The organism is Kitasatospora putterlickiae (assembly GCF_039527695.1).
Classification (GTDB): domain Bacteria; phylum Actinomycetota; class Actinomycetes; order Streptomycetales; family Streptomycetaceae; genus Kitasatospora; species Kitasatospora putterlickiae.
Genome location: NZ_BAAAKJ010000086.1, coordinates 1 through 24,106 on the forward strand (window position 1 = coordinate 1; position 24,106 = coordinate 24,106).

The 24,106-nt window shown below is 73.0% G+C and carries 23 protein-coding genes; 6 read left to right on the forward strand and 17 right to left on the reverse strand.

What is annotated here, in order from left to right; all coding sequences use genetic code 11:
• The first annotated feature begins 43 nt into the window (after nucleotides 1–43).
• Together ABD308_RS09480 and ABD308_RS09485 are read left to right on the forward strand one after the other, a co-directional pair.
• Nucleotides 44–727 carry a histone deacetylase gene (locus tag ABD308_RS09480; protein WP_344330733.1) on the forward strand — a complete coding sequence of 228 codons (684 nt, stop codon included), beginning with the start codon at nucleotides 44–46 and terminating at the stop codon, nucleotides 725–727.
• A gap of 169 nt (nucleotides 728–896) precedes the next feature.
• Nucleotides 897–1,394, forward strand: a complete 498-nt coding sequence (locus ABD308_RS09485; protein WP_344330735.1) for an anthrone oxygenase family protein — start codon at nucleotides 897–899, stop codon at nucleotides 1,392–1,394.
• Nucleotides 1,395–1,431: 37 nt separating this feature from the next.
• On the opposite strand, the gene ABD308_RS09490 is transcribed toward ABD308_RS09485, so the two are convergent.
• The 5 genes from ABD308_RS09490 to ABD308_RS09510 form a co-directional block, all read right to left on the reverse strand.
• Nucleotides 1,432–2,505: an AraC family transcriptional regulator gene (locus ABD308_RS09490; protein ID WP_344330736.1), complete on the reverse strand. Its 1,074-nt coding sequence runs from the start codon at nucleotides 2,503–2,505 to the stop codon at nucleotides 1,432–1,434.
• A gap of 115 nt (nucleotides 2,506–2,620) precedes the next feature.
• Nucleotides 2,621–3,391, reverse strand: coding sequence for an HAD family hydrolase (locus ABD308_RS09495; protein ID WP_344330741.1), 771 nt, complete (start codon nucleotides 3,389–3,391; stop codon nucleotides 2,621–2,623).
• Between the two features lie 62 nt (nucleotides 3,392–3,453).
• Entirely contained in the window at nucleotides 3,454–3,957 is a 504-nt protein-coding gene (locus ABD308_RS09500; RefSeq protein WP_344330745.1) for an anthrone oxygenase family protein, read from the reverse strand.
• 92 nt (nucleotides 3,958–4,049) lie between these two features.
• Nucleotides 4,050–4,898, reverse strand: coding sequence for a Rossmann-fold NAD(P)-binding domain-containing protein (locus ABD308_RS09505; protein ID WP_344330748.1), 849 nt, complete (start codon nucleotides 4,896–4,898; stop codon nucleotides 4,050–4,052).
• A gap of 82 nt (nucleotides 4,899–4,980) precedes the next feature.
• Nucleotides 4,981–5,787, reverse strand: coding sequence for a putative protein N(5)-glutamine methyltransferase (locus ABD308_RS09510; protein ID WP_344330750.1), 807 nt, complete (start codon nucleotides 5,785–5,787; stop codon nucleotides 4,981–4,983).
• A 651-nt stretch (nucleotides 5,788–6,438) separates the two neighbouring features.
• On the opposite strand from ABD308_RS09510, the gene ABD308_RS09515 reads away from it, so the two are divergent.
• The gene (locus tag ABD308_RS09515; RefSeq protein ID WP_344330754.1) at nucleotides 6,439–7,056 is read left to right on the forward strand and encodes an HAD-IA family hydrolase; all 618 of its coding nucleotides are present in this window, start codon (nucleotides 6,439–6,441) and stop codon (nucleotides 7,054–7,056) included.
• Nucleotides 7,057–7,101: 45 nt separating this feature from the next.
• Here ABD308_RS09515 and ABD308_RS09520 read toward each other — a convergent pair whose 3' ends face one another.
• A complete protein-coding gene (locus ABD308_RS09520; RefSeq protein ID WP_344330758.1) occupies nucleotides 7,102–7,329 on the reverse strand; it encodes a hypothetical protein in 228 nt (75 codons plus the stop codon).
• A gap of 741 nt (nucleotides 7,330–8,070) precedes the next feature.
• Here ABD308_RS09520 and ABD308_RS09525 point away from each other — a divergent pair.
• Nucleotides 8,071–8,643 carry a hypothetical protein gene (locus ABD308_RS09525; RefSeq protein WP_344330764.1) on the forward strand — a complete coding sequence of 191 codons (573 nt, stop codon included), beginning with the start codon at nucleotides 8,071–8,073 and terminating at the stop codon, nucleotides 8,641–8,643.
• Between the two features lie 164 nt (nucleotides 8,644–8,807).
• Here the strand turns inward: ABD308_RS09525 and aceB are convergent, their stop codons facing one another.
• From aceB to ABD308_RS09575, 10 genes are all read right to left on the reverse strand, one after another.
• Entirely contained in the window at nucleotides 8,808–10,460 is a 1,653-nt protein-coding gene (aceB, locus tag ABD308_RS09530; protein WP_344330770.1) for a malate synthase A, read from the reverse strand.
• A 142-nt stretch (nucleotides 10,461–10,602) separates the two neighbouring features.
• Entirely contained in the window at nucleotides 10,603–11,205 is a 603-nt protein-coding gene (locus tag ABD308_RS09535) for an isochorismatase family protein (RefSeq protein WP_344330775.1), read from the reverse strand.
• A 207-nt stretch (nucleotides 11,206–11,412) separates the two neighbouring features.
• Nucleotides 11,413–12,372 carry an alpha/beta fold hydrolase gene (locus ABD308_RS09540; RefSeq protein WP_344330778.1) on the reverse strand — a complete coding sequence of 320 codons (960 nt, stop codon included), beginning with the start codon at nucleotides 12,370–12,372 and terminating at the stop codon, nucleotides 11,413–11,415.
• On the reverse strand, nucleotides 12,372–13,517 hold the full coding sequence (locus tag ABD308_RS09545; protein ID WP_344330783.1) for an NAD(P)/FAD-dependent oxidoreductase: 1,146 nt from the start codon (nucleotides 13,515–13,517) through the stop codon (nucleotides 12,372–12,374). Before ABD308_RS09545 ends, ABD308_RS09540 begins: the two co-directional genes overlap by 1 nt.
• Nucleotides 13,514–14,326: an IclR family transcriptional regulator gene (locus ABD308_RS09550; protein ID WP_344330787.1), complete on the reverse strand. Its 813-nt coding sequence runs from the start codon at nucleotides 14,324–14,326 to the stop codon at nucleotides 13,514–13,516. Before ABD308_RS09550 ends, ABD308_RS09545 begins: the two co-directional genes overlap by 4 nt.
• Nucleotides 14,327–14,398: 72 nt before the next feature.
• Complete coding sequence (locus ABD308_RS09555) at nucleotides 14,399–15,934, reverse strand: ABC transporter substrate-binding protein (RefSeq protein ID WP_344330790.1); 1,536 nt, start codon at nucleotides 15,932–15,934, stop codon at nucleotides 14,399–14,401.
• A gap of 68 nt (nucleotides 15,935–16,002) precedes the next feature.
• A complete protein-coding gene (locus ABD308_RS09560; RefSeq protein ID WP_344330793.1) occupies nucleotides 16,003–16,833 on the reverse strand; it encodes an ATP-binding cassette domain-containing protein in 831 nt (276 codons plus the stop codon).
• Complete coding sequence (locus ABD308_RS09565) at nucleotides 16,830–17,801, reverse strand: ABC transporter ATP-binding protein (protein WP_344330797.1); 972 nt, start codon at nucleotides 17,799–17,801, stop codon at nucleotides 16,830–16,832. Before ABD308_RS09565 ends, ABD308_RS09560 begins: the two co-directional genes overlap by 4 nt.
• 3 nt (nucleotides 17,802–17,804) lie before the next feature.
• Nucleotides 17,805–18,602 (reverse strand): ABC transporter permease, encoded by a 798-nt coding sequence (locus ABD308_RS09570; RefSeq protein WP_344330800.1) that lies wholly within the window; start codon nucleotides 18,600–18,602, stop codon nucleotides 17,805–17,807.
• Nucleotides 18,603–18,684: 82 nt separating this feature from the next.
• Nucleotides 18,685–19,602 carry an ABC transporter permease gene (locus tag ABD308_RS09575; RefSeq protein ID WP_344330802.1) on the reverse strand — a complete coding sequence of 306 codons (918 nt, stop codon included), beginning with the start codon at nucleotides 19,600–19,602 and terminating at the stop codon, nucleotides 18,685–18,687.
• 313 nt (nucleotides 19,603–19,915) lie between these two features.
• Between ABD308_RS09575 and ABD308_RS09580 the strand changes: the two genes are divergently transcribed.
• Nucleotides 19,916–20,887 (forward strand): LacI family DNA-binding transcriptional regulator, encoded by a 972-nt coding sequence (locus ABD308_RS09580; protein ID WP_344330804.1) that lies wholly within the window; start codon nucleotides 19,916–19,918, stop codon nucleotides 20,885–20,887.
• A 139-nt stretch (nucleotides 20,888–21,026) separates the two neighbouring features.
• Entirely contained in the window at nucleotides 21,027–22,349 is a 1,323-nt protein-coding gene (gene hisD / locus ABD308_RS09585) for a histidinol dehydrogenase (RefSeq protein WP_425554729.1), read from the forward strand.
• A 162-nt stretch (nucleotides 22,350–22,511) separates the two neighbouring features.
• Here the strand turns inward: hisD and ABD308_RS09590 are convergent, their stop codons facing one another.
• Nucleotides 22,512–24,089, reverse strand: a complete 1,578-nt coding sequence (locus ABD308_RS09590; RefSeq protein WP_344330806.1) for a S8 family peptidase — start codon at nucleotides 24,087–24,089, stop codon at nucleotides 22,512–22,514.
• Nucleotides 24,090–24,106: the final 17 nt, after the last annotated feature.

Below are 24,106 nucleotides of genomic sequence, written 5' to 3' on the forward strand. Positions count from 1 at the left end.
GGGGCGGGGGCGCGGGCGGGCCGGTCGGGTAGCGTCACCGGCCGTGGAGGAGATCCGACCGCTCGTCAGCCCGCCGCCCGGCCTGGAGCCGGCCGTGACGCCGCCCCTGATCTGGTACGCCGCGTACGGCTCGAACATGCACACCGGGCGGCTCGCCTGCTATCTGCGCGGTGGGCGTCCCTCCGAGGGCGAGCTCGACTACCCCGGGTGCCGCGACGCCCGGCCGCCGGAGCGGTCGGTGCCGGTGCGCCTGCCCGGACTGCTCTACTTCGCCCTGGAGTCGCGCACCTGGGGCGGCGGCATGGCCTTCTACGACCCCCGCCGGCGCGGCACCGCGCCCGCCCGCGCGTACCTGCTGACCGCCGGGCAGTTCAGCGACATCGCCGCCCAGGAGATGGGCGGCGGCCCGGGCGCCGACCTCGACCTGGCCACCGTGCTGCGGACCGGGCGCGACCCGCAGGGGCCGGGCCGGTACCAGACCCTGGTGTGCCCCGGCATGCTGGACGGCGTCCCCGTGCTGACCTTCACCGCTCCGTGGACGCTCGCCGAGGCCACCCTGAACGCCCCGCGCGCCCGCTATCTGCGCAACCTCGCCGCCGGGCTGGCCGACGCGCACGGCTGGTCGCCGCGCCGCACGGCCGCCTACCTCAGCACCCGCCCGGGCGCCGCCGGACACTGGACCGTCGACGCCCTGCTGGCCGCGCTCGCCGGGCGCACCGGAGCCTGAGCCTCCGCGGCGGGTTCCGGCCTTTGGCATATGACCATCCGTCATCATCGCGTCCCTATCGGTGAATTCGGTGGGCAAAAGGCCGTTCGATGACGGATGATCGGCAGGCGGGCCGCTTCGAACCGAGCGGTGCCGGCCGACAGGACGGGGGCAAGGCGACATGGAGGCGATGCGGGTCTTCGCACTGGTGGCGGCGACCATCACCACCGGACTGACCTCAGGACTCTTCTACACCTACGCCTCGCTGACGCCGGGGCTCCGCAACGCCGACGGCCTCGCCGTCGTCCAGGCGATGCAGCGGCTCAACGTGGCCGTCCCGAACGGGTGGTACCTGCTGGGCTTCGTCGGAACGCTGGTGTTCACCGGGGTGGCCGTGGTGCTGCACCTGCCGAGCGAGGGGCACCGGGTGCTGCCCGCCGCGGTCGGCGCGCTGGTCTGCTACACCGGCTCGCTGGTGGCGACCAGGGCGGTCAACCTGCCGCTCAGCCAGGCGCTGGCGCAGGCCGGCGAGCCGGGCCTGGCGGGGTACCCGGTGCCGTCCGACCCGCCCGCCCTGTCCGGCGCGCGGCGGGCGCGGTGGAGCGCGGCGCGGGCGCTGCTGTCCACGGCGGCGCTCGGCTTCCTCTGCTGGGCGCTGGTGATGCACTGCTACAGCGGCCCGAACTGAGCGGCGCGGAAGGGTGGTTGGAGCGGCGGGCCCGCGATCATCCCGCCGCCAGCACCACCGTGGTCGGCCCGGGGCCGGACGGCGGCGCAGCCGCACCCGCCGCGTCCCCGGCCGCCGACGCACCGGCCGAGACGCCCGGGGCGTCAGGGGCGTCACGGGCAGCCGAGGCGGCCAACCTGCGGTGCTCCTGCGGGGTGAGGCCGCGCACCCGCTTGAACGCGGTGCTGAGCGCGAACGCGTCGCCGTAGCCCACCCGACGGGCCACCGCCGCGATGGTCAGGTCCGGGTCGCGCAGCAGGTCGGCCGCCACCGTCAGCCGCCAGTTCGCCAGGTAGGCCATCGGCGGCTCGCCGACCAGCGCGGTGAACCGCCGGGCCAGCCCGGCCCGGGAGACCCCGACCTCGGCGGCGAGCGCCGCCACCGTCCACGGCCGGGCCGGATCGTCGTGCAGCAGCCGCAGCGCCGGGCCGACCACATCGTCGCCCTGGGCCCGCAGCCAGCCGGGCGCGTCGGCGTCCGGCGCGGCAAGCCATCCCCGCAGCACGCCGACCACCAGCAGGTCCAACAGCCGGTCCAGCACCACCTCCTGACCCTGATCCGCCCGGGTGACCTCGGCGGCGAGCAGCCGGACCAGGGTGTCCTCGGTGGTGTTCACGCCGGCGGGCCGCACCAGCAGGGTCGGCAGATGGGCCAGCAGCCGGCGGCCGATCTCGTGCTCGGCGAGGTAGGTGCCGGTCAGCATCACCGACGGCCGCTCGTCGCCCGGCCGGGTCTCGCCCCAGGTCCGCACCCCGAGCGCCATCGAGGTGGCGACGCTGACGCCGTCCCGGGAACAGATCTGCCCGGGGCCGACGATGATGTCCACCTCGGTGCGCGGGTCGTCCGCGACGGTGTACGCGTCCGGTCCGCGCATCAGCGCCAGGTCCCCCGGCCGCACCAGCACCGGCCGCCCGCCGTCGGGCACGATCCACGCCTCGCCGTCCAGCATGGTGAGCAGCGACAGCGGCGCGCGGTCCTCGATCCGCAGCGCCCACGGCGTGCTGAGGACGGAGCGCAGCACGAACGCGCCGCGGGCCTTGGGACCGTCGAGCAGCCCGGTCAGGGTGTCCATGGCGGGTCTTCCTGGTGAGGCGTCAGGGAACGGCGTCCATCGTGGCAGGCGCCGACGCCCCGTGCATCCTCCCCCCGTCCGCTCCCCGCTCCCCGCTCCCCGGCCGGCCCCGGGCTCAGGCGGCGGGCGTCGCTGCGGCCGGCCTGGAGACCTCCTCGGCGACGGTGCCCGGGTCCGCGGCGACGGTGACCCCCGCGACACCGTCCAGCCCCGGGTGGGCGCCTCCCCGGACCGCGTGCCGCGCGTGGCGCGGCAGGTCGAGGTCGTTGATGTCGTCGCCGAAGGCGTTGTACTCCTCGATGCCCAGGGAGGTCAGGGCCTCCCACATGTCGGTGGCGCCCGGGGCGAAGTCGACGGTCGGCTCGCCGAGGTGGTGGTTGACGGTCATCCCCAGCACCCGGCCGGCCTCGGCGAGGGCCGCCAGGTCGGTGGCGTCGGCCACGAGGAACGTCACCACGGCGGGGAGGTCGGCGAGGTCGACCCGGCGGGCGAGGCGGCCCTCGTCGACGCGGCCGAGGATCGGGCGGTCGGCCGGCCCGGTGCAGGCGTAGTCGCACGGGCCGTCGGCCAGGTGGCCCGCCCGGTACAGCCCGGCCGCCACCAGCAGCTCGCCGAGGTCGTCGGGTTCGAAGGCGGCCCGCGCCCGGACCCGGCCGTCGTCCGAGACCAGGCTGCCGTTGCCGCCGATCAGCGTGGCGGCGGGAAAGGCACCGTCCAGGACCGGCAGGAGGTCGCGGACCGGCCGGGCGGAGGCGAAGACCAGCCGTTGTCCGGCGCGTTCGCAGGCCTCGACGGCGGCGAGGATCCGCCGGTCGATCGTCCTCCCGTCGTAGCGGAGCGTGCCGTCGATGTCGAGGACCGTGGTGCGGGCGCTGGAGATGATCACGAGGTGATCGCATCCAGCCCGGACCGTGCCCGGCGGCGGCTGCTCGCGGGTCCGCCGCGTGCTCAGCGGGCGGCGGTGCGGCGGTGGACCAGCAGGGCGCGGGTGAGGGCGGCGAGGGCGGCGGTGCAGAGGACGGTGCGGGCGATGTTGGCGGCGGTCCAGGTCGGTGCGAAGGCCGCCCGGACGGCGGCGGGGTCGGTGAGGGCGCCCGGGTCCCCGGCGGCGGCCAGCCGGTCGTTGAGGGGGACGTTGACGGTGCCGGTGAGGACCAGCGCGGCGAGGTAGAGAACGGTCGCCACGGCCGTCCAGAGGGTGGCGGCGCGCTCGCCGGAGCGGTGCAGCAGCCAGGTGCCGACGGCCGGCACCGCGAGGGCGCCGACGAAGACGGCGCCGAAGACCGGGTTGGTGATGGCGGTGTTGATGTTCTGCATCGCGGTCACGTAGGTGCGGTCGTCGCCGGCGGCGAGGCCGGGCATGACCGAGACGTCGAAGGCGAAGAAGAGGCCGGACATCAGGCCCATCGTGGTGGCGGCGGTGGCGAGGACGGGGCCGGTGGCGGCGGACATGCGGGGGCTCCAGGAGGTGGTGGGGCGGGCGGTCCGGGGATCGCGGGTGGTCACGCGGATCCCCGGACCGGGGCGAGCGGCTTCGGGAAGGGTCAGACGTTCCAGACGCCGGACGCGGCGGCGGCGCGGACGTAGTCGGCGAAGTCCCGCGGCTCCCGGCCGAGCGCCCGCCGCACGCCGTCCGCGAGACGGGCGTTGCGGCCGTCCAGGATCATCGTGAACAGATCGGCGAACTCGCCCGGCAGGCCGATCGTCGCCAGCACCGCGCGGTACTCCTCGACGGTGACCGGCGTGAAGCGGATCTCCCGCCCGGTCGCCGCCGACTGCTCGGCGGCGACGTCCGCGAAGGTGAGCAGACGCGGGCCGGTCAGCTCATAGACCTCGCCGTCGTGGCCGTCCTCGGTGAGCGCCGCCACCGCGACGTCCGCGATGTCGTCCGCGTCGACGAACGGCTCGGCGGCCACGCCGGTCGGCAGCGCCAGCTCGCCGGAGAGCACCGGCTCCAGGAAGAAGCTCTCGGAGAAGTTCTGCGAGAACCAGGCGCAGCGGACCACGGTCCAGCCGGTACCGGCCCCGGCGACCGCCTCCTCGGCGGCCTGCGCGGCCTCCTCGCCCCGCCCGGAGAGCAGCACCAGGCGCCCGACCCCCGCCTTGGCGGCGCGGCGGGCGAAGGCCTCGACGGTCTCCACCGCGCCGGGGAAGGCGAGGTCGGGGTAGTAGGCGAGGTAGGCGGCGCCGACGCCGTCGAGGGCGGCGTCCCAGGTGGTGTCGTCGGCCCAGTCGAACGGGACGGGCGCGGTGCGCGAGCCGATCCGGGCGGTGTGGCCGAGCGCGGTGAGGCGCTCGGCCACCCGCCGGCCGGTCTTGCCGGTCCCTCCGGTGACCAGGACGGTCCGGGCGGCGGCGGTGGGGTTCTGAGTGCTCTTCGGGTTCTCGTTCATGGGCATCAGTCAACTCCGCTCCCCACCGCCCGGACATGGTCGTCGCGCTCAGCCGCATGTGCGCGCGTCTACGGCCGTTCGGCTACGAGGCGGAGTGCCGCGGGCGGACGGCGGTGACCACGGTGGCGTCGAGGTCGTCGTCGTAGCCGAGGGCGGCGGTGAGGCCCGCGGCGGCGACCACCCCGAGGGCCGCGTCCGCCTGCTGGTCGCTGGTCTCGAACAGCAGGGCGCCGCCCGGGGCCAGCCAGTGCGGGGCGTCGGCGGCCACCCGGCGCAGCACGTCGAGGCCGTCGGCGCCGGCGTCCAGCTCCGGGCGGGCCTCGTGCAGCCGGGCCTCGGCCGGCAGCAGGGCGATGTCGGCGGTCGGCACGTACGGGACGTTGGCGAGCAGCACGTCCACCCGGCCGCGCAGGCCGGCCGGCAGGGCGTCGAAGAGGTCGCCCTCGGACACCTCGGCGCCGGTCGCGGCGAGGTTGCGGCGGGCGCAGCGGACGGCGGCCGGGTCGAGGCCGGCGGCGTACAGCCGGACGGGGTGGCCGACGGTCGCGGCGAGCGCCGCGCCGAGGGCGCCGGTGCCGCAGCACAGGTCGACCACCAGCGCGTCCTCGCGCGCGAGCGCGGCGGCGGAGCGCGCCAGGAACTCGCTGCGCCGGCGCGGCACGAAGACGCCGGGGTCAACGGCGATCCGCAGGCCGGCGAACTCGGCCCAGCCGGCGACGTGTTCGAGCGGCCGGCCGGCGGCGCGGTCGCGGACCATGACGGCGAGTTCGGCGGGCGTCGCGGCGGCGGAGAGCAGAATGCGCGCCTCGTCCTCGGCGAAGACGCAACCGGCGGCGCGCAGCCGGGCGGTGACGGCGGAGCGGAGGGAGGCGGACGGGTGGACAGACAAGGGAACCCCTCGGAGCACAGGTGGGAGGACATCGTCCGACCCGGGGCTCCCCGCGCATACGTCGCCGGACGGCTGACGGTCCCACGCGCCCGGACGGCGGCCGGCGCTACGGCCTGGCGTGGTCCTGCACGAGGGTGTCGCGGTCGCGGCCGGGGAGCACCCGTTCCGGCACAGCGGTCATGGGTTCTCACCTCCCCGTCTCTACGCGTACTACTGCGGCGTCCGAAACCATACCGCACCCGCCGGGGGTCGGCAGGCGGGCGGGCGTCGCCGTGCCTCAGGAGCGGATCCCGCGCGCGCCGCCACGGCGGAGAGCAACCGCGGCCGCCGCACCGGGCTGCACCGGGACGCACCCCACACCCGCCACGGCAGGCAGCACCCGCGCGAGGCCGGCGAACGAGCACGCGTCGGTCAGGCGCCGCCTGTTCGCGACGGTCGGCACAGCGGCCGCCTCACGGGCACCTCACCGCACCATCAGCGAGCCCGACGGCGCCGTCGACCCGCGTCACCCGCCACCTCTATGCCGGTCCGAGGCCCACGAACGAGCGCGCTCACGCGCGCCACTTCCGCAGCGGCCACCACCCCACCGCACGCCCCGCGGCGCCACCGACCGCCGTCTCAGATCCGGGCGGCGGCTGGTAGACAGAGAGGATGACGAACCCTCAGGAACCCGGGGCCGTGCTGTGCGACCTTGACGGGGTGATCCGGCACTTCGACCACCGCGAGGTGACCCGGTTGGAGGCGGCGGCCGGGCTGGCGCCAGGGGCGACGTTCGAAGTGGCGTTCACCGAGGAGACCGAGCGGCGGCTGTTGCTCGGCGGGCTGACCCGGGCGCAGTGGACGGCGGAGATCGCCGACGCCCTGGGTCTGCGGGTGCCGGCCGAGCGGGCGGTGGCGCTGGCGGCCGCGTTCACCGGCTCGCCGGTCCGTGCGGACGAGGAGGTCGTCGACCTGCTGCGGCGGGCCCGCCGTCGGGCGCCCGTGCTGCTGGTGACCAATGCGACGGTCTGGCTGGAGGAGGACCTGGCGGCACTCGGGCTGGCCGACCTGGCCGACGGGGTGGTCAACAGCGCCCGGGTGGGGGCGGCCAAGCCGGATCCGGCGATCTTCCGGGTCGCGGCCGAGCGGGCGGGGGTCCCGCCGGAGGGCTGCCTGTTCGTCGACGACAGCGCGCGGAACGTGGCCGCCGCCGCCCGGCTGGGCATGACGGCCGTGCACTTCCGGGAACCGGCGGACCTCGCGGGCGCGCTCGCCCCGCTGCTGGGCTGACGGCCCCGCACCCGCCGAGCGGGTGCGGGGTGGCGCAGGCGGCCCTCAGCGGGTAGCGGCGTCCTCCGGCTGGACGGCGCAGGCCTCGGTGGCGTGCCGGCCGGCGAAGCCGAGGAAGGTTCCGAGGACGTGGCGGCAGACCGCCGCCTCCTTCTCGTTGCGCGGCCCCTGGGCGGCGGCCGACTGCGCCGCCGCCAGCGGGACGGCCAGCAGGGCGGCGGCGAGCAGCAGCACGGACGCGATCGCGCGGACGGCGGATCTGGCGAATGTCATGGCGGACCCCTTGTCGGGTGGGTGCGTGGGTGGTGGAACGAGCCACTGACTACCCCAGCCGCCACCCCACCGGTCGGACCCTGCGCCGTTGGTGAGCGTGTCCCCGACAAGGCGCGGCCGGCACCCCCGCCGCACGCGGCCGCCGCGCGGACACCGGCAGCCGGACCCTCGCCCTCACCGCCGGGGCCGGCCTCATGACCGTGGCCGGCACCGCGGCCGTCCTCGCCGCCCGCCGCCGCACCGTCTCCGTCCCGGGTCGCCGCCGGCAGACTCCCGCCCCACCCTCCGGCCGCCCACGGGCAGCGCCGGGGCGGGTGCAGCCCCAACCACCAGGCCGGTGACCGTCTACCTCCCGGTACCCCAGGGCCCACCGGCGCCCACACGGCCGCTCTGCCGCCCCGATCCCATGGGATGCGGGTTCCAGAGCGTCGAAGGTGACGTCGCACGCATCGGCACCGGACGGTGATGCCGACGCCACGGGAGGCGGCAGGACCCTGCAACCGCGGCGCGGGCGAACCCGGAGGTCTGTGGCCGGCGGCCACGGATGACCTTCCCCTGCTCGGCCACCTCGGCCGGTCCACGCATGGCACCCCAGAGCATCCCCTTCGGCGTGGCCCTCCTCGCCGTCGCCCTCGTCGCCCTCCTCCCCCGCCGTCGGCGGCAGGGGCGTTGTCACTGGCGTTCGGGATGATCGCGTGGCCGGCGTGGCCGCGCCGGCATCGCGACTCCGAGGTGGCTCGAATGGATACGTGGCGGGAGCTGTCGGCGCTGGTGGAGGAGCGGTTGAAGGCGGCGTCGCCCGGTGAGCGGCGGGTGTTCGCCGCCGGCGTCGCGGAGCGACTCATGGGCCGGCACGAGGCGCTGCCCGAGGACGAGCGGGCACCGTTCACTCTGAGCCTGCGTCCCCTGCTGGATTCCGTGTGGGAGGGCGTCCTCGGTGAATCGACGGCCTTCTCCGCGGTCAACCGCGGTGTCGCGGAGTACATGCTCAGCGAGTACTGCCACAACGACGGCCAGGACGGGCCGGACGACGCGGACGAGTCCACCGCCGCGGCGACGCTGTTCGCCGCACACACCTACCTGTTCGGCTGCCACGACTTCGCCGTCTGGACCAGCGGCCGGGCGGTGGAGGCCGTCGAGGAGCTTCTCGACGCGGACGAGGCCTCGGCCGCCGAACTGCGGCGTCAGCTTCGGGATCTCGACCTCATCGCGGGCTTCTCGGAGGAACTCCGCTACTCCGTCATGGGATTGCCCGTCGACACGTCGCACCGACTCCGCGCGGAGCTCCGGACCCACCTCTCCGACCGGTCGTGAGCGCCTGAGAAGCGGCCGCACGGCGTCAGGGGTGGAAGCCCCACCACGAGGTGACTCCGGGGACCGGGGTGCCCCCTCACCGGCCGGGCCGGCCGACCACGTCGAGTCGGTCGGCCGGCCCGGCCGTCGTGTCGGGGAACACCCGCGCCGGTCGGTGCCGGCGCTCAGCCCAGCAGCGGAAGCGCCGGCAGGGTCAGGAAGTCCGCGAACTCCTCCTCCAGGGCGACCTGTTCGAAGAGCCGGGCGGCCTCCTCCCAGCGTCCGGAGCGGTAGGTCTCCTCGCCCTGCTCGGCGCGGAGTTCCGCCAGCTCCGCGGCGACCAGGGCGCGGACCAGTTCGGCGGTGGCCCGCTCGCCCGTGTCGGCGAGGACGACCCCGTTGTGGACCCACTGCCAGACCTGCGAGCGGGAGATCTCGGCGGTGGCGGCGTCCTCCATCATGTGGAAGATGCCGACCGCGCCCGTGCCGCGCAGCCAGGACTCGATGTACCGGACGCCGACCTGGACGGCGTTGTGCAGCCCCGCCCGGGTGCAGCTGCCGCGGGCCCCGGCGACGTCGAGCAACTGCCCGGCGGTCACCGGCCCGTCCGGGCCGGGGTTGTCCTTCTGGTGCGGGCGCTCGCCGAGCACCGCGTCGAAGGAGGCCCTGGCGACCGGCACCAGGTCGGGGTGGGCGACCCAGGACCCGTCGAAGCCCTGGCCGGCCTCGCGGTCCTTGTCCGCCGTGACCTTCTCCAGCGCGGCCGCGTTGACCTCCGGGTCGCGGCGGCTGGGGATGAACGCGGCCATGCCGCCGATGGCGTGGGCGCCGCGCCGGTGGCAGGTCCGCACCAGCAGCCGGGTGTAGGCGGCCATGAACGGCGAGACCATCGTGACGCCGTTGCGGTCCGGCAGGACGTACCGCTCGCCGGCGTCGCGGAAGTTCTTGACGATCGAGAACAGGTAGTCCCAGCGCCCGGCGTTGAGGCCGGCCGCGTGGTCGCGCAGCTCGTAGAGGATCTCGTCCATCTCGAACGCGGCGGTGATGGTCTCGATCAGCACGGTGGCGCGGACGGTGCCGTGCGGGATGCCCAGTTCGGCCTGGGCGTGGGTGAACACGTCGTTCCAGAGCCGGGCCTCCAGGTGGCTCTCGATCTTCGGCAGGTAGAAGTACGGGCCGGAGTTCGGGTCCTCGGCGCCCTTGGCGAGCAGCCGGGCCGCGTTGTGGAAGAAGTACAGGCCGAAGTCGACGAACGCGCCGGCCACCGGGGCGCCGTCGACCAGCAGGTGGTTCTCGTCGAGGTGCCAGCCGCGCGGACGGACCACGACGGTGGCCAGCTCGGCGGCGGGCTTGAGGGCGTACGCCTTGCCGGCGGGGGTGGTGAAGTCGATCCGGCCCTCGAAGGCGTCGATCAGGTTGACCTGGCCGCCGACCACGTTCTCCCAGGTCGGCGCGGTGGCGTCCTCGAAGTCGGCGAGCCAGATCCGGGCCCCGGAGTTGAGCGCGTTGATGACCATCTTGCGGTCGGTGGGGCCGGTGATCTCGACCCGGCGGTCCTGGAGGGCGTGCGGCGCCTCGGCCACCTTCCAGTCGCCGGCCCGGACGTCGGCGGTTCCGGGGAGGAAGTCCAGCACGCCGGTGCGGGCGATCTCGGCCCGGCGGGCGCCGCGCGCGGCCAGGAGTTCCCGCCGGCGGCCCTCGAAGGCGCGGTGGAGGCCGGCCACGAAGGCGACCGCCCCCGGGGTGAGCACCTCCTCCGAGCGGTGGACGTGCGGACCGGCGACGGTGACGGCCGGAGCGACGGGGGAGGCGCCGACGGGCCCCTGATGTGCAGCCATGAACAGGACACTCCTAAGACGGTTGAGCCTGGTGACAGGATTTCGGGCTGAGAGCCGCGCCCGGTGGGGTGCTTGAACCGGGCGCGGCTCCGTCAACGGCGAGCGGCCTCCCGGGAGGCGCTCGCACCGGCGCGGGCCGGGGTCAGACGGCGACCTCGTCGGTCAGCGCGCCCGCGAACGCCCCGACGATCTCGTCGACCGAGCGCACCACGCCGATCAGCGGCAGGATGTTCTTCACCGAGAACTCGTGGCCCTCCGCCGTGACCGAGGACATCGCCTCGTTCGCGAACACCACGTTGTAGTAGTTCTCGTACGCGGCCCGGCCGGTGCCCTCGACGCCGTAGTTGGTGGACATCCCCAGCAGAACGATCGTCTTGACGCCGTGCCGGCGCAGCTGGACGTCCAGGTCGGAGCCGTGGAACGCGTTCCAGCTGCGCTTCGCGATCACCGGCTCGGTCGGCGTGGGCGCGACCTCCGGGAGCAGCTCGTCCCAGCCCGGCTCCCGGTGGGGCCGCGCCGGGCGCATCCGCTCGATGCGCAGCGGCTGCAGCGAGTCCGACTCGTCGGGGAGGAAGGACGTGCGGACGTGGACCACCAGCGATCCGGCGGCGCGCGCGGCCGCCAGCAGCCGCAGGCTCTGGTCGAGCACCTCCTCCGGAGAGTGCGGCTCGGCGCCGTGCGAGAGGTTCGCTCCCTGGAGGTCGATGCAGACCAGGGCGGTGGTGGTGGGGTCGAAGAGATTCATGTGTGTCTTTCCTTCCGGGCAGCGTGGTGTCCGCTGCGGTGTTCCGGCGGGTGTCGCCGGAGGGTCTGGCCGAGGACGCGGGGCCGGCCGGCCCGGACCCTGGCATGCCGGTGACGGGGCGCACGGCGCACGGTCGTCACGGGCCGCCTGCGGTGGTCGGCGGGGCGGATCCCGGCGTGGGCCGCGTCCTGGTGGACGGCTGTGCGATCAGCCGCGGTCATCGCCGAGAGTGGCGAGCACGGCGTCGGCGCACGCGTGGATGCCGTGGCCGGAGAGCAGGATGTCGTAGTGGTTGGTGTCCGCGACCTCGGTGATCCGCACGCCGGGCCACCGGCGCCGGTACCCGTCGAGGATCCCGGCCGTGTAGAGACCGGGGCGGGCGGCGACCAGGTCGCCCTCCGCGACGATCAGGTGGACGTCGCGCCGGCGTGCGGGATCCGCCATGACGCGCTCGACGCCGAGGCCGAAGTCCGGTGCGCCGTACACGTCGTCGGAGTCCGCCCGCATGGCCTCGACCGAGGTCGAGGCGCGGAATCCGCCGTCGCCGTCGGCGACCAGGTCGTAGCGGAAGCTCTCCCCCGCCACCGGGCCCACTCCGCCGGCGAAGGCCGGGTGGGCCCGGAAGAAGTCCAGGTACGCGTCGGCGCCGTCGAACGCCATCGACAACCGGGCCTCCGGGCCCACGGCGGCGAGCAGGTTGTCCGCGTCGGCCGCCCGGACGGGCCGGGGAGGCCGGGGAAGCCCCCCGTCGATGAGGACGAGCCCGCGGAAGCGGTGCTCCGCGGCCGCGGGGTCCTCGGCGGCGAGCCCCGCGAGGGTCATCGCCACGAACCCTCCGAGGGAGTGGCCGACCAGGGTCACCTCCCCCGGTTCGGCGAACGCCCGGACCGCGGCCAGCACGTCCTCGGCGTGCGCCCGCATCCCGTACGGGGCCCCGAGGTGCCGCGAACCCGCCCGTCCCCGCAGGTCGGGGGCGATGACCCGGACGCCCGGCAGGGCGGCGGCGAGGCCGGCGAGGAAGAGGTGGTTCGAGGTGATGCCGTGGATCGCGCAGACGGTGGGGACCGGTCCGGGCGGGGGCGCCGACGGCTCCCACACCCCGACCGTGGAGCGGCCGCCCGCGACCTCGACCCGGGCCCGCCGGTAGGCGTGGGAGGCGGCCGTCATCAGGCCTCGCCCCCACGGGACCGTCGTTCGACCGCCACGGTGAAGGCGGCGAGCTCGGGGGCGGCCTCGCCCAGCACGTCGCGTGCGACGGCGTCGCCGAGCAGCGGCCCCATGGTCAGCCCGCCCGCGCCGTACCCCGCGACCAGCCAGAGACCGTCGGTGCCGGGCACCCGGCCGACCAGCGGCAGCTGGCCGTCCGCCATGGGGCGGATGCCCACCCTGGTCTCCAGCACGGTCGCGTCCGCGAGACCCGGTGCGATCTCAACGGCGTTACGCAGGACTGAGAGCTGCCCGGCCGCGGTCACCCTCGCGTCGAATCCGCTGCCGGTCTCGCGGGTGGCTCCGACGGCGATCCTGCCGCCGTCGAAGGGGGTCATGTAGTGGTCGGCGAACGGGTGGAGGGTCGGCCACGGCGAGGTGTTGACCCCGCGCAGTTCCAGGTGGACGATCTGCCCGCGCTGCGGGCTGACCCCGACCCGGAGGTCGAGCCGGCCGAGCAGGTCGGTGACGCGCGCACCCGCGGCCACCACGACCGCGTCGACGTCGAGGTCCGCCGTCGTGGTCCGGATCCGCCAGCCGGCGCCCGAGCGGTCGAGCCCGATGACCGAGTCGACCACGTGCCGGGCCCCGAACGCGATCGCCCCGCTCAGGGCCGCGTCACGGAGCACCCGGCCGTCGACGCGGCCGCCGCCCGAGACGAACAGCCCGCTCAGCCCGGGCGCGAGCGCCGGGAAGAGTTCGCGTGCGCGGGCGCCGTCCACGCGCTGGAGGGTTCCCGCCACCGGTCCGGCGTCGCGCACCCGGCCGGCGATCCGCTCCTCGACGGCGTCGACCTCGGCGGCGTCCGCGCTCACCATCAGCGCGCCCGAACGGCGGTACCCGAGTTCGGGGATTCCGAGCGCCTCCAGCTGCGACAGGAACTCCGGGTAGTAGTTGCCGCCGGCGGCGTAGGCCTCGTAGAAGCCGCCCTCGGAGGACGACACCCAGGGCGCGATGATCCCCGCACTGGCCGCGGTCGCCTGGCCGAACCCGCCGTCGTCGACGAGGGTGACCCGGGCTCCCCGGCGCGCCAGGTGGAAGGCGGTGGTCACACCGGCGATCCCCGCGCCGACGACGGCGATGGATGAGTTCTTGACGTTGTTCACTTCCCGTGGATCTCTTTCTGTGAAGGGCCTCGTGCGCCGTCCAGTTCCGCGGCGAGGGCGACGGCCGCCCGCTTCAGGCCCGTGACGATCTCGGCGAGCACCGCGTCGGACATCCGCAGCGTCGGGGCGGAGAGGGAGAACCCGAGGTGCTCCCCCTTGAGGGGGATGGCCACGGAGACGCACCGCATCCCCGCCTCCTGCTCCCCCTCGTTCACGGCGAATCCGCGGTCGCGCACCGAGGCCAGCTCGGCGAGCAGGCCGTCCGGGTCCGTGTGGGTCGAATCGGTGAAGCGCGGCATCTTGGTGTGGTCGAGGATGGTGCGCACCCGCTCGTCGGGGAGCCTGCTGAGCAGCATCTTCCCGATGGCCGAGGAATGCGGGTACACGGGCTCGTCGAGGCTCGTGTAGATCCTGATCGATCGTGATCCCGGCGTCTTGGCCAGGTAGACGACGTAGTCCCCGCTGAGCGTTCCGACGGCGACGGACTCCCCGTAGCGCTTGGCGAGTTCGTCGAGGTAGGGCTGCACGACGACCGCGATCGCCTTCTGGTTGTTCTTGGCCAGCTTCAGCAGGCGCGGCCCCGGCAGGTACTTGCTGTTCCCGTCCTTGCGGACGTAGCCGAGTTCGTGGAGGGTCTGCGCCAGGCGGTGGACCGTGCCGACCGGGAGATCGCTGTGACGGGCCAGGTCCGAGACGCCGATCGGGTCGTCGCTGTCGACCACGGCCTCCAGGACCGTGAACGCCCTGCGGAGCGACTGCACGGCACCCGGCGTTCTCTGGCCACCGCCGTTCGAATCAACGGCCCCCATGGTGATTTCTCCTTCCCGGATCGATTCGGCAGGGGTCCGGGCGGCACCGGAGCCGCCCGGATGTCCCGCGCGCTACTTGGCGAGCGTCACGTCGTCGAACACGAACCCGTCGTCGGCGCGCGGCGTGAACGCCACGTCCTTCGAGACGCCGAACGCCGCGGGCTGCGTGTAGAGGGACACCATCGGCCGGTCCGTGTCGGCGATGATCCGCTGCACCTCGGAGTACGCCTTCTTGCGCTCCTCCGTGTCCATCGTCCGGTTCGCCTGCGCGAGCAACTGGTCGACCTTCGGGTTGCTGTATCCCATCCGGGGCTTGCCCAGGACGGTGGAGAAGCCCTGGAGCGCGTACGAGGAGTCCATCAGACCGTCCGCGAAGGCGACCTGGTAGACGTCCTTGTTGGTGTACTTGCTGTAGATGTCGCCGAAGGCACCGCCTTCGAGGATCTCCAGGTCCACGGTGAAGCCGGCCTTCTTGAGCATCGCGGTGACCATCTCCGCGAGCTCGGCGTCCATCGGGTAGGTCCCGCGCGAGGCGCTGTAGTGCAGCTTCACGCCGCGGCCGTCCGCGACGGCCTGCTTCACCAGTTCCTTCGCCCGCTCGGGGTCGTACGCGGAGGTGTTGTAGAGGGACGGGTCCCCGCCGAACACCGTCTTCGGGGCGCGCGTCCGCACCGGCGTGGCCTTGCCGCCGAAGAGCGTGTCGACGATCGCCTTCTTGTCGATCGCGAGATCGATCGCCTCGCGGACCCGGGGGTCCTTCGTCGCGTACTGGTCGTCCAGGCGCAGGACGAGCAGCATCACCCGGGTCGTCTCGCCGAGTTCCATCGCGGTCTTGCCGGCGTCGACGCGCTTCCAGTCGATCACCGGGATCTCGGTCGCGACGTCGACACCGCCGGTGAGGAGTTCGGAGACGCGCGTGGAGTTCTCGGGAATGGTGCGGACCTCGACGCGCTTCCACTTCGGGGTGCCGCCCCAGTAGGCGTCGTTGCGCTCCAGGGTGACGCGGTCGTCGCGCTTCCACTCCACGAACTTGTACGGCCCGGAACCGAAGGGCGCCTTCACGAACTCCTCGATGCCGTTCTTCTCGATGAAGGCCGACGGAACGATGTCGGCGCCGCTCTTCGCCAGCACCGCGAGCAGGGTCGGCATCGCGCCCTTGGTCTTGATCTGGACCTCGTGATCGCCGACCGCCGTGGCGTCGGCGATCTGCTCGTACCACCGCGCCTCCAGCAGCGCGGGGTCCTTCAGCCGGTGGATCGTGAACACGACGTCCTTGGCGGTCAGCGGCGACCCGTCCTGGAACGTGACGTCCTTGCGGAGCTGGAACGTCCAGGTCTCGTCGTCCACCTGCTTGTAGTCGGTCACCAGCTGGGGAACGATCTTCATCGACCGGTCCCGGGTGAACAGCCGGTCGTAGATGTTCCGGTTGACGCGGTCCGCCGACGTCTGCACGGCGTTCTGCGGGTCGAGGTTGCGCGGATCGACGTTCTGCGCGAACACCAGGGTGTCCTTCTGTCCGCCGCCCTCCGCCGCACCGCTCGACACGGGCATGCAGCCGGCCAGCGGCAGGGCCGCCACGGCCATGGCCGCGGTGAGTCTCTTCTTCATGGTCGGTCCTTTCGCGAACGATTCGTCTACTCCCGCTGATACCGGCGGGCCCGGGTGTGGTCGGACGGTCAGCGCGTCTTGAAGGGCTGCGCGCGCGAGGACTCGATGAGCCGTCGGGTGTACTCGTGGCCGGGGCGGTGGAGGATGTCGTCCGCCGTGCCCTGCTCGACGACCGCGCCCTTGTACATGACGCTGATCCGGTCGCTCATGAAGTGGACGCTCTCCAGGCCGTGGCCGATGAAGACGTAGGTCAGGCCCATCTCCTCCTGGAGGTCCTTGAGGAGGTTGAGGATCTGGCTCTGGATCGAGACGTCGAGCGCGGAGACCGGCTCGTCGCAGATCAGCACCTGGGGCTTCCGCGCCAGCGCGCGGGCGATCACCAGACGCTGCCGCTGTCCGCCCGAGAACTCGTGCGGGTACTTCTCCAGCGCCGAGGCCGCCATGCCGACCTGGTCGGTCAGCTCGGCCACCCTCCGGGCGATCTCCTGCCGGCTCGCGCGCGGTGCCACGGTCAGCGGCTCCGCGAGGATGGAGCGGACGTTCATCCGGGGGTTCAGCGCGGAGTACGGGTCCTGGAACACCATCTGCGCCGCGGTGCGTCCGGCGGCCGTCGTGCGGCCCTTGGCGTCGAAGACCGGCGCGCCCGTGATCAGGATGTCGCCCGACGTCGGCCTCAGCAGACCCGCCAGCATCCGGGCGACCGTCGTCTTCCCGGAGCCGGACTCCCCGATGATGCCCAGGGTCGCCCCCTTGGGCACGGACAGGCCGACGTCGCGCACCGCGGCGAAGTCCTTCTTGCGGCCGAAGAAGCCGTCGGCGACCCGGAAGGTCTTGCACAGCGCCGTGACGCGGACGGCGGCGTCCGAGGCCGTGCCGGGCAGCGCGGTGTCGGTGGTCATCTTGCGCCCTTCGACTCGATCAGACGGTCGGTGTGCCAGCAGGCCGAGGCCTGCCCCTGGAACTCCGCGAACGGCGGCTTGTCGACGCAGGTGGCGGTGGCGAACCCGCAGCGCGAGGCGAATCGGCAGCCGTCGGTCCATTCGTTGGGCGTCGGCACGCGTCCGGGGATGGCGGTGAGGCGGTCGGCCTTGACCCCGAGGGAGGGAACCGAGCGCAGCAGGGCGTCGGTGTAGGGGTGCCTGGGCTCGGACAGCACCCGTTCGGTGGGTCCGCTCTCGGCGATCCGCCCGGTGTAGAGCACGGCGACCGTGTCCGCGATCCGGCGCACGACGTTGAGGTCGTGGCTCACCAGCAGCAGGGCGGTGCCCGTCTCGACGGTGATGTCGTAGATGAGCTTCAGCACCTGGTCCTGCACCGTGACGTCGAGAGCCGTCGTGGGTTCGTCGGCGAGGAGCAGCCGGGGCCTGCCCAGCAGGGCCATCGCGATCATGACCCGCTGGCGCATCCCGCCCGACAGTTCGTGGGGGCGCTGGCGCAGCACCCGCTCCGGCCTGTCGAATCCGACGCGGTCGAGCATCGACAGCACATCGGCGCGGGAGGCGGAGACGTGCTTGGCGGCCTCGCCCAGCTGGTTCCCGATCGAGAGGACCGGGTTGAGCGAGGTCAACGGCTCCTGGTAGATCATCGAGATCTCACGGCCCCGCAGTTGCCGCATCCGGCCCGCGGACACCCGGGAGATGTCCTCGCCCCGCCAGGCGATCTCGCCGCCGGAGACCCGCAGGCCCCTCGCCAGCAGGCTGATGACCGACATGCAGGTGAGGCTCTTGCCGGAGCCGGACTCACCCACCAGGGCCATCCGTTCGCCGGCGTGGATGTCGAGCGAGACGCCGTCGACGAGCGTGAGGTCACGCTTCTCCGCCGTCACGCGGAGGTCCCGGATGCTGAGCAGGGGTTCGTTCCCGTGCATGGTTCACACCCCCAGTCGCGGGTCGAGCGTGTCCCGCAGCCAGTCGCCGAGGAGAAGGATTCCGAGCACCGTGCCCGCGATCGCCAGACCCGGCAGCGTGCTCAGCCACCACGCGTTGGTGATGTAGTCGCGGCCGCTGGTGAGCATCAGGCCCCAGGAGACGTCGGGGGGTTGCACCCCCAGGCCCAGGAAGCTGAGCGACGACTCCGTGATGATGATGGTCGCCACGCTCAGCGTGGAGAGGACGATGAACGTCGGCATGACGTTCGGCGTGATGTGCCGCAGGAGGATCCGGGTGTGCGAGACCCCGAAGTTCTTCGCCGCCTCGACGAACAGGCGCTCGCGGATCTCCAGCACCTCCGCGCGGATCTGACGGGCGTAGACCACCCAGTTCGTCAGACCGAGCACGACGACGAGGGTCGTCAGACCCGGCTTCACCACGCCGAGGATGACGAGGATCAGCAGGATGCCGGGGATGGCGAGGAGCGCGTCGACCAGACGCATGATCGCCGCGTCGACGAACCGCCCGTAGTAGCCGGCGAGCAGGCCCGCCGCCAGACCGATCGTTCCGGCCAGGACCACGCCGAGCACCCCGACCAGCAGCGAGATGCGCGAGCCGTCGATGAGGCGGCTGAGCATGTCGCGGCCGAGGTTGTCGGTGCCCAGCAGGTAGGCCGGGTCGCTCCCCTCGAACGGAAGCGGCGGAATGAGCGCCCGCGACGGGTCGATCGCCGCGGGGTCGTGCGGCATGATCCATGGTGCGAATATCGCGACGAATGCCGGCACGATCAGGAGAACCATTCCGACGATCGCCGGAAAGGGAATGTTCCGGAGGGCCTTTCTGCTCCGCGCGGGGGTGCCCGCCCGCGGAAGGCCGATGGACTCAGTCAAGGTTGATCCGCCTGTCGACGAGCTTGAACGAAATGTCGGACAGAATGCTCAGCCCGATGACCATCACCGCGACGACGAATACCGCCGCCTGCACGATGGGCATGTCCCGCTGTGTCACCGCCTTGACCAGGAGCTGTCCGAGCCCCGGCCAAGCGAATACGGATTCGGTGACGAGCGCGCCGCCGAGTAGTGCCGAGAACTGGAGCACGGTGATCGACGCGACCGGAATGAAGGCGTTGCTGAAGCCGTGCTTGAAGACGACGAACGATTCCCGCAGGCCTTTTCCGTACGCGGTCCGGATGTAGTCCTGCCCGAGGATCTCCACCATGCTCGAACGTACGAGCCGGGTGATCTCGGCCGCGGTTCCGGTGCCGAGCGTGATCATGGGAAGTGCCAGGTGGGCCCAGGTCCCGCTGCCGGAAACCGGGAGCCAGCCCAGGTTCACCGAGAAGAGCATGATCAGCATGATGCCCAGCCAGAACGTGGGCACCGCCTTGGCGACGACCGATATCGAGGAGACCAGGTGATCGACCGCGCCGCCGCGGTGCATCGCCGCCCACACTCCCATCGGAATGGCGATGACCAGCGCCAGGACAATCGACCCGACGGCGAGCATCAGTGTGGCGGGAAGGCGCTCCAGAACGATCGCCAGAGCAGGCTCATGGTATTGGTACGAGTCGCCGAAATCACCGGTGACGGCCGAAACAATGTAATGCCAGTACTGGACCGGCAACGGATCGTCCAGCCCCATCGCGTCGCGAATCGCCGCGATCCGCTCGGGGGTGGCGTTCTCGCCGAGCATCAGCGCGACCGGATCCCCCACGATGTAAACGAGGAAGAAGACGATCGTCACGATCAGGAAGAGGGTGGGGACGACTTCAAGTAGACGTCGTCCGACATAGTAGCCCAACGATCCTCCTCATTCGGGTACATCGTGGTGAGCGGCTCAAGGCCGGGGGGGAAACGTTTAGCAGGCTTTTCCATCATGCGTCAATGCTTTTCCACGATGCGGAAAGCCCGGGGTCCGGGTTCGCGGCGCCGGCGCCGGATCTCCTCGGCTTCTCCCAAAACCCCACCGTCGACGGCGGGTTGTCGCTCACGACCGCCGCGCGGCCACGCCCGGCGGGCCGTCGCACGAGCGCACGGCGGACGGGGATCCCTATGCTGGCCCCGACATTGACCCGGAGGTGAGGACCATGGTGCGGCGGCCCACTGTCACGAGCGTGCAGATCGCACGGGAGGCGGGAGTCGCGCAGTCGACGGTCTCGCGCGTGCTGAACGGCGGAAGCGTGGCCCCGGAGACTCGGCGCAGAGTACTCGACGTGGTCGCGAAGTACGACTTCCAGCCCAGCCAGGCGGCGCGGAACCTCGTGGGCGCGCGGTCGGGGCTGATCGGCGTGGTGATCCGCGATCTGACGAATCCGTTCTATCCGGTGCTGGTCAAGGCGGTGGAACGCGTCCTGCACGAGCGCGGCCTGCGCCTGTCGCTGGTCACCGATGTGATGTCGGACGAGGAAGGGCTGGCGCTGCTGCGCCGCGAAGGCGTCGACGGGGTCGTGTTCACCTCGGCGATCGAGCAGGAGCCGCTCGCCCACCGGATGCTGGGGCACGGGATCCCGATGGTGCTGTGCCACCGCACGCTCAGGGACTTCCCGGCCGATCAGGTCGAGGCCGACAACACGACCGCCGGCGAACTCGCGGCGGCGCACCTGCTGGACCTCGGGCACCGCCGGATCGCCATGGTCCGCGGCCTGGCCGGGTCGAGCACCGCCCAGCAGCGCGCCCTCGCCTTCCGCCGGAAGGTGGCGGCGACGGAGGGCGCCACCCTCACGGAGGCCGACGGAGCCTACGACTACGCCACCGCGTACGAGGCCGTGCGCGCCCTGCTCGCGAGCGCCGAACCGCCCACGGCGCTGTTCTGCCACAACGACGTGATGGCGTACGCCGCGCTGAACGCGGCCGCCGCGGCCGGCGTCGCGGTGCCGGCGGAGCTGAGCGTGGTGGGCTGCGACGACGTGCCGCTGTCCGCGTGGGAGCGCATCGACCTGACGACGGTTCGCCAGCCGCTGGAGCGGATCGCCCGGGTCGGCGTGGAACTGCTCCTGGACCGGCTGGAGTCCCCGGACCTGCCGCATCGGCACGAGGTCCTGCCGGTGGAACTCGTCCTGCGCTCCACCACCGCACCTCCCGCCTGATCCCGCCGTTCGCGTCCGTCCCGCGTGAACGGATTCCGAACTGCTCATGAATCACCCCTTGACCGTCGGCTCCTCGCCTTCCATGCTGTGGATACGTATCCAATGGATACGTATCCATTCATGATTTGAGGAGCCCGGCGTGTCCCGAACCATCAAAGCCGCTGCCATCCGGTCCTCCGCCCCCTCGGGCGACGACGCCGTCGCGCGGACCGTCCGCGAGCTGATCGCCGATGTCCGCGCCCGCGGCGACGAAGCGGTCCGCGAGCTCTCGGCGCGCTTCGACCACTGGGAACCGGAGTCCTTCCGGCTGAGCGAGGCACAGCTCGCCGAGATCATGAACAGCCTCGACCCGCAGGTCATCGAGGACATCAAGACCGTCCAGGCCAACGTCCGCCGGTTCGCCGAGGCCCAGCGCGACTCGATGCGGGAGATCGAGATCGAGTCCGAGCCCGGCGTCTTCCTCGGCCACCGCCACGTGCCGATCCAATCGGTCGGCGCGTACGTTCCCGGCGGCCGCTACCCGCTGACCGCCTCCGCGCACATGACCGTCGTGACCGCCAAGGCCGCCGGCGTACCGCGCGTGGTCGCCTGCACCCCGCCGATCCACGGCGCGATCCCCGCCGCCACCGTCGCCGCGATGCACCTCGCCGGCGCCGACGAGATCCACATCCTCGGCGGCGTCCAGGCCATCGCCGCGATGAGCGTCGGCACCGAGACCATGACGCCCGTGGACATGCTGGCCGGCCCCGGCAACGCCTACGTGGCCGAGGCCAAGCGCCAGCTGTTCGGCGAGGTCGGCATCGACCTGTTCGCCGGTCCGACCGAGATCCTCGTCATCGCCGACGACACGGCCGACCCGTTCATCGCGGCGGTCGACCTGCTCTCGCAGGCCGAGCACGGCCCGGACTCGCCCGCCGTCCTGGTCACCACCAGCGAGCGCGTCGCCACCGCGGTGCAGCGGCACATCGAGGAGATCCTGCCCGGACTGCGGACCGGCGACATCGCCGGCCCCGCCTGGCGCGACCACGGCCAGGTCATCCTGGCCGACGACCTCGACGAGGCGTACCGCATCGCCGACGCCTTCGCCTACGAGCACGTCCAGGTCCTCACCGGGAACCCCCGCGAGGCCCTGGACAGGATGCACGCCTACGGCGCCCTCTTCCTCGGCGAGGGCACCTGCGTGTCCTACGGGGACAAGGTCATCGGCACCAACCACGTCCTGCCGACCCGTGGCGCGGCCCGCTACACCGGCGGCCTGTGGGTGGGCATGTACCTGCGCACCGTCACCTACCAGGAGGTCCGCGACCCGAAGTTGTCGGCGGCGCTCGGGGAGTTGTGCGGCCGGGCCGCCCGCGTCGAGCTGTTCGAGGGGCACGCCCGCTCCGGTGACGTCCGGGCCGCCAAGTACGCCGGCGCCCCGCTGGCGTGGACCGACCACTACGCTGGCGCGGACCTCGCCTGACCGCCCGCGCCGGGTGCCGCCCGCCGGTCACCCGGCGGGACGCCGCCGCCGCGACTCCAGCGGACGGCCGCCGCCCCGCGCGCGGCACCGCGCGAGCCGGTCGCGGGGAGGCGGCCGTCCTGGAGGCGCGCTGAGCGCGCACCACCGGTCCGTGCCCGGCCGTCAGAACCGGAGCGACCAGCCGTTGACCGTGCCGGGGAAGTAGCCGCCGACGTCGGTGACCCGCAGCTTCCAGACGCCGTTGGCGGTGTGCGCCGAGGCGTCGACGCCGAAGAGGCCGACGAGGTCCTGGTAGGCCTCCCCGATGTCGGTGTCGTGCAGCAGGAACACCGCGCCGTCCGGGGCGACCAGTTCGACCTTCAGGTCACCGCGCCACCAGTAGGAGATGTCCACCGCGACGTCGAGGTCGTTCGGCGCCCGGCCGGACACCCCGGTGACGGTGATCGGCGACTCGACCGTGCCGACCCCGTCGAAGGTCACCGGTCCCGACGAGGCGAACCGGGCGCCGCGCGGCCGGCTGGGTGCCGTGCCGGTGTACAGCAGCCGGTCCGCGGAGCCCGGGCCGAGGCCGGACAGCGAGCCGGTGGTCGCCGCGGAGGTCAGCGCCGCGGAGACCTGGGCGGGGGTGGCCGTCGGATGGGTCGCCAGGTACAGCGCGACGGCGCCCGCCGCGTGCGGGGCGGCCATCGACGTGCCGGACATGTCGATGCCGATGCCGGCGTAGTCGATCACGTGCCAGACCGAGGTGATGTCCACGCCCGGTGCGTAGAGGTCCACCAGGGGGCCGTAGTTGGAGAAGGAGGCCTGAACGTCGCTTCGGTCGGTCGCGCCGACGGTGATGGCGCTGGGCACCCGGGCCGGGGAGTGCCCGTCCGCGTCGATGCTCTGATTGCCCGCCGCGACCGTGTACGTCAGGCCGGCGGCGATGGAGCCCGCGACCGCCGCGTCCAGCACCGGGTCCGGCTCGCTGCCCAGACTCATGTTGACCACGGCCGGGCGGACGGCGTGCCTGGTCACCCAGTCGATGCCGGCGACGACCTGCTCCGTGGTGCCCTCGCCGGTGTCGTCCAGGACGCGCACGGCGACGACCTTGGCGGCCTTGGCGACGCCGAAGGTGCTGCCGGCCACCGTCCCCGCGACATGGCTGCCGTGGCCGTGGCCGTCCTGCGCGACGTTGTCGTTGTCGATCGCGTCGTAGCCGTAGGAGGCCCGGCCCCCGAACTCCTCCGAGGTGATCCGCACCCCCGTGTCCACGATGTACGCCGTCACCCCGGCCCCCGCCCGGTCCGGGTAGGTGTAGCGGTCGTCGTAGGGGAAGCGGCGCTGGTCGATCCGGTCCAGGCCCCAGGAGCCCGGCGCCGCCTGCACGCCGTCGGCCCGCACCCGGCGGTTCTGCGAGACCAGCGCCACCGCCGGGTCGGCGGCCAGCCGGCGGGCCTGCTTCGCGGTGAGGTCGGCGGAGAAGCCGCGCAGCGCGGCGTCATAGCTCCGGCGCACCGTGCCGCCGTAGGAGCGGGCCAGCGCCGCCGCGCCGTCCGCCACCGAACCCGCCTTCGCGGCAGCGGGTTTGATCACCACCAGGTAGCTTCCGGGGACAGCGGCGGGCGACCCCTCGCCCTGCACCACCCCTTGCGGGACCGCCGCCGAGGCGGGTACCACCCCGCCGGCGCCGATCGACAGCACGACGACCGTGCCGAGCACCGCGCAGACCCTGCGCAGGCGTTGTCCTGGAGCCATCATCCGGCCCCCCTCCGGTA

Coding starts and splice junctions, on each gene's coding strand:
- ABD308_RS09500 (WP_344330745.1), bottom strand. CDS start 3,957: ATGTCCGCCGCCACCGGCCCCGTCCTCGCCACCGCCGCCACCACGATG.
- ABD308_RS09520 (WP_344330758.1), bottom strand. CDS start 7,329: ATGACATTCGCCAGATCCGCCGTCCGCGCGATCGCGTCCGTGCTGCTG.
- ABD308_RS09490 (WP_344330736.1), bottom strand. CDS start 2,505: ATGGACACCCTGACCGGGCTGCTCGACGGTCCCAAGGCCCGCGGCGCG.
- ABD308_RS09540 (WP_344330778.1), bottom strand. CDS start 12,372: ATGACGGCCGCCTCCCACGCCTACCGGCGGGCCCGGGTCGAGGTCGCG.
- ABD308_RS09590 (WP_344330806.1), bottom strand. CDS start 24,089: ATGATGGCTCCAGGACAACGCCTGCGCAGGGTCTGCGCGGTGCTCGGC.
- ABD308_RS09505 (WP_344330748.1), bottom strand. CDS start 4,898: ATGAACGAGAACCCGAAGAGCACTCAGAACCCCACCGCCGCCGCCCGG.
- ABD308_RS09555 (WP_344330790.1), bottom strand. CDS start 15,934: ATGAAGAAGAGACTCACCGCGGCCATGGCCGTGGCGGCCCTGCCGCTG.
- ABD308_RS09570 (WP_344330800.1), bottom strand. CDS start 18,602: ATGGTTCTCCTGATCGTGCCGGCATTCGTCGCGATATTCGCACCATGG.
- ABD308_RS09535 (WP_344330775.1), bottom strand. CDS start 11,205: ATGAATCTCTTCGACCCCACCACCACCGCCCTGGTCTGCATCGACCTC.
- ABD308_RS09550 (WP_344330787.1), bottom strand. CDS start 14,326: ATGGGGGCCGTTGATTCGAACGGCGGTGGCCAGAGAACGCCGGGTGCC.
- ABD308_RS09525 (WP_344330764.1), top strand. CDS start 8,071: ATGGATACGTGGCGGGAGCTGTCGGCGCTGGTGGAGGAGCGGTTGAAG.
- aceB (WP_344330770.1), bottom strand. CDS start 10,460: ATGGCTGCACATCAGGGGCCCGTCGGCGCCTCCCCCGTCGCTCCGGCC.
- ABD308_RS09560 (WP_344330793.1), bottom strand. CDS start 16,833: ATGACCACCGACACCGCGCTGCCCGGCACGGCCTCGGACGCCGCCGTC.
- ABD308_RS09485 (WP_344330735.1), top strand. CDS start 897: ATGCGGGTCTTCGCACTGGTGGCGGCGACCATCACCACCGGACTGACC.
- ABD308_RS09565 (WP_344330797.1), bottom strand. CDS start 17,801: ATGCACGGGAACGAACCCCTGCTCAGCATCCGGGACCTCCGCGTGACG.
- ABD308_RS09515 (WP_344330754.1), top strand. CDS start 6,439: ATGACGAACCCTCAGGAACCCGGGGCCGTGCTGTGCGACCTTGACGGG.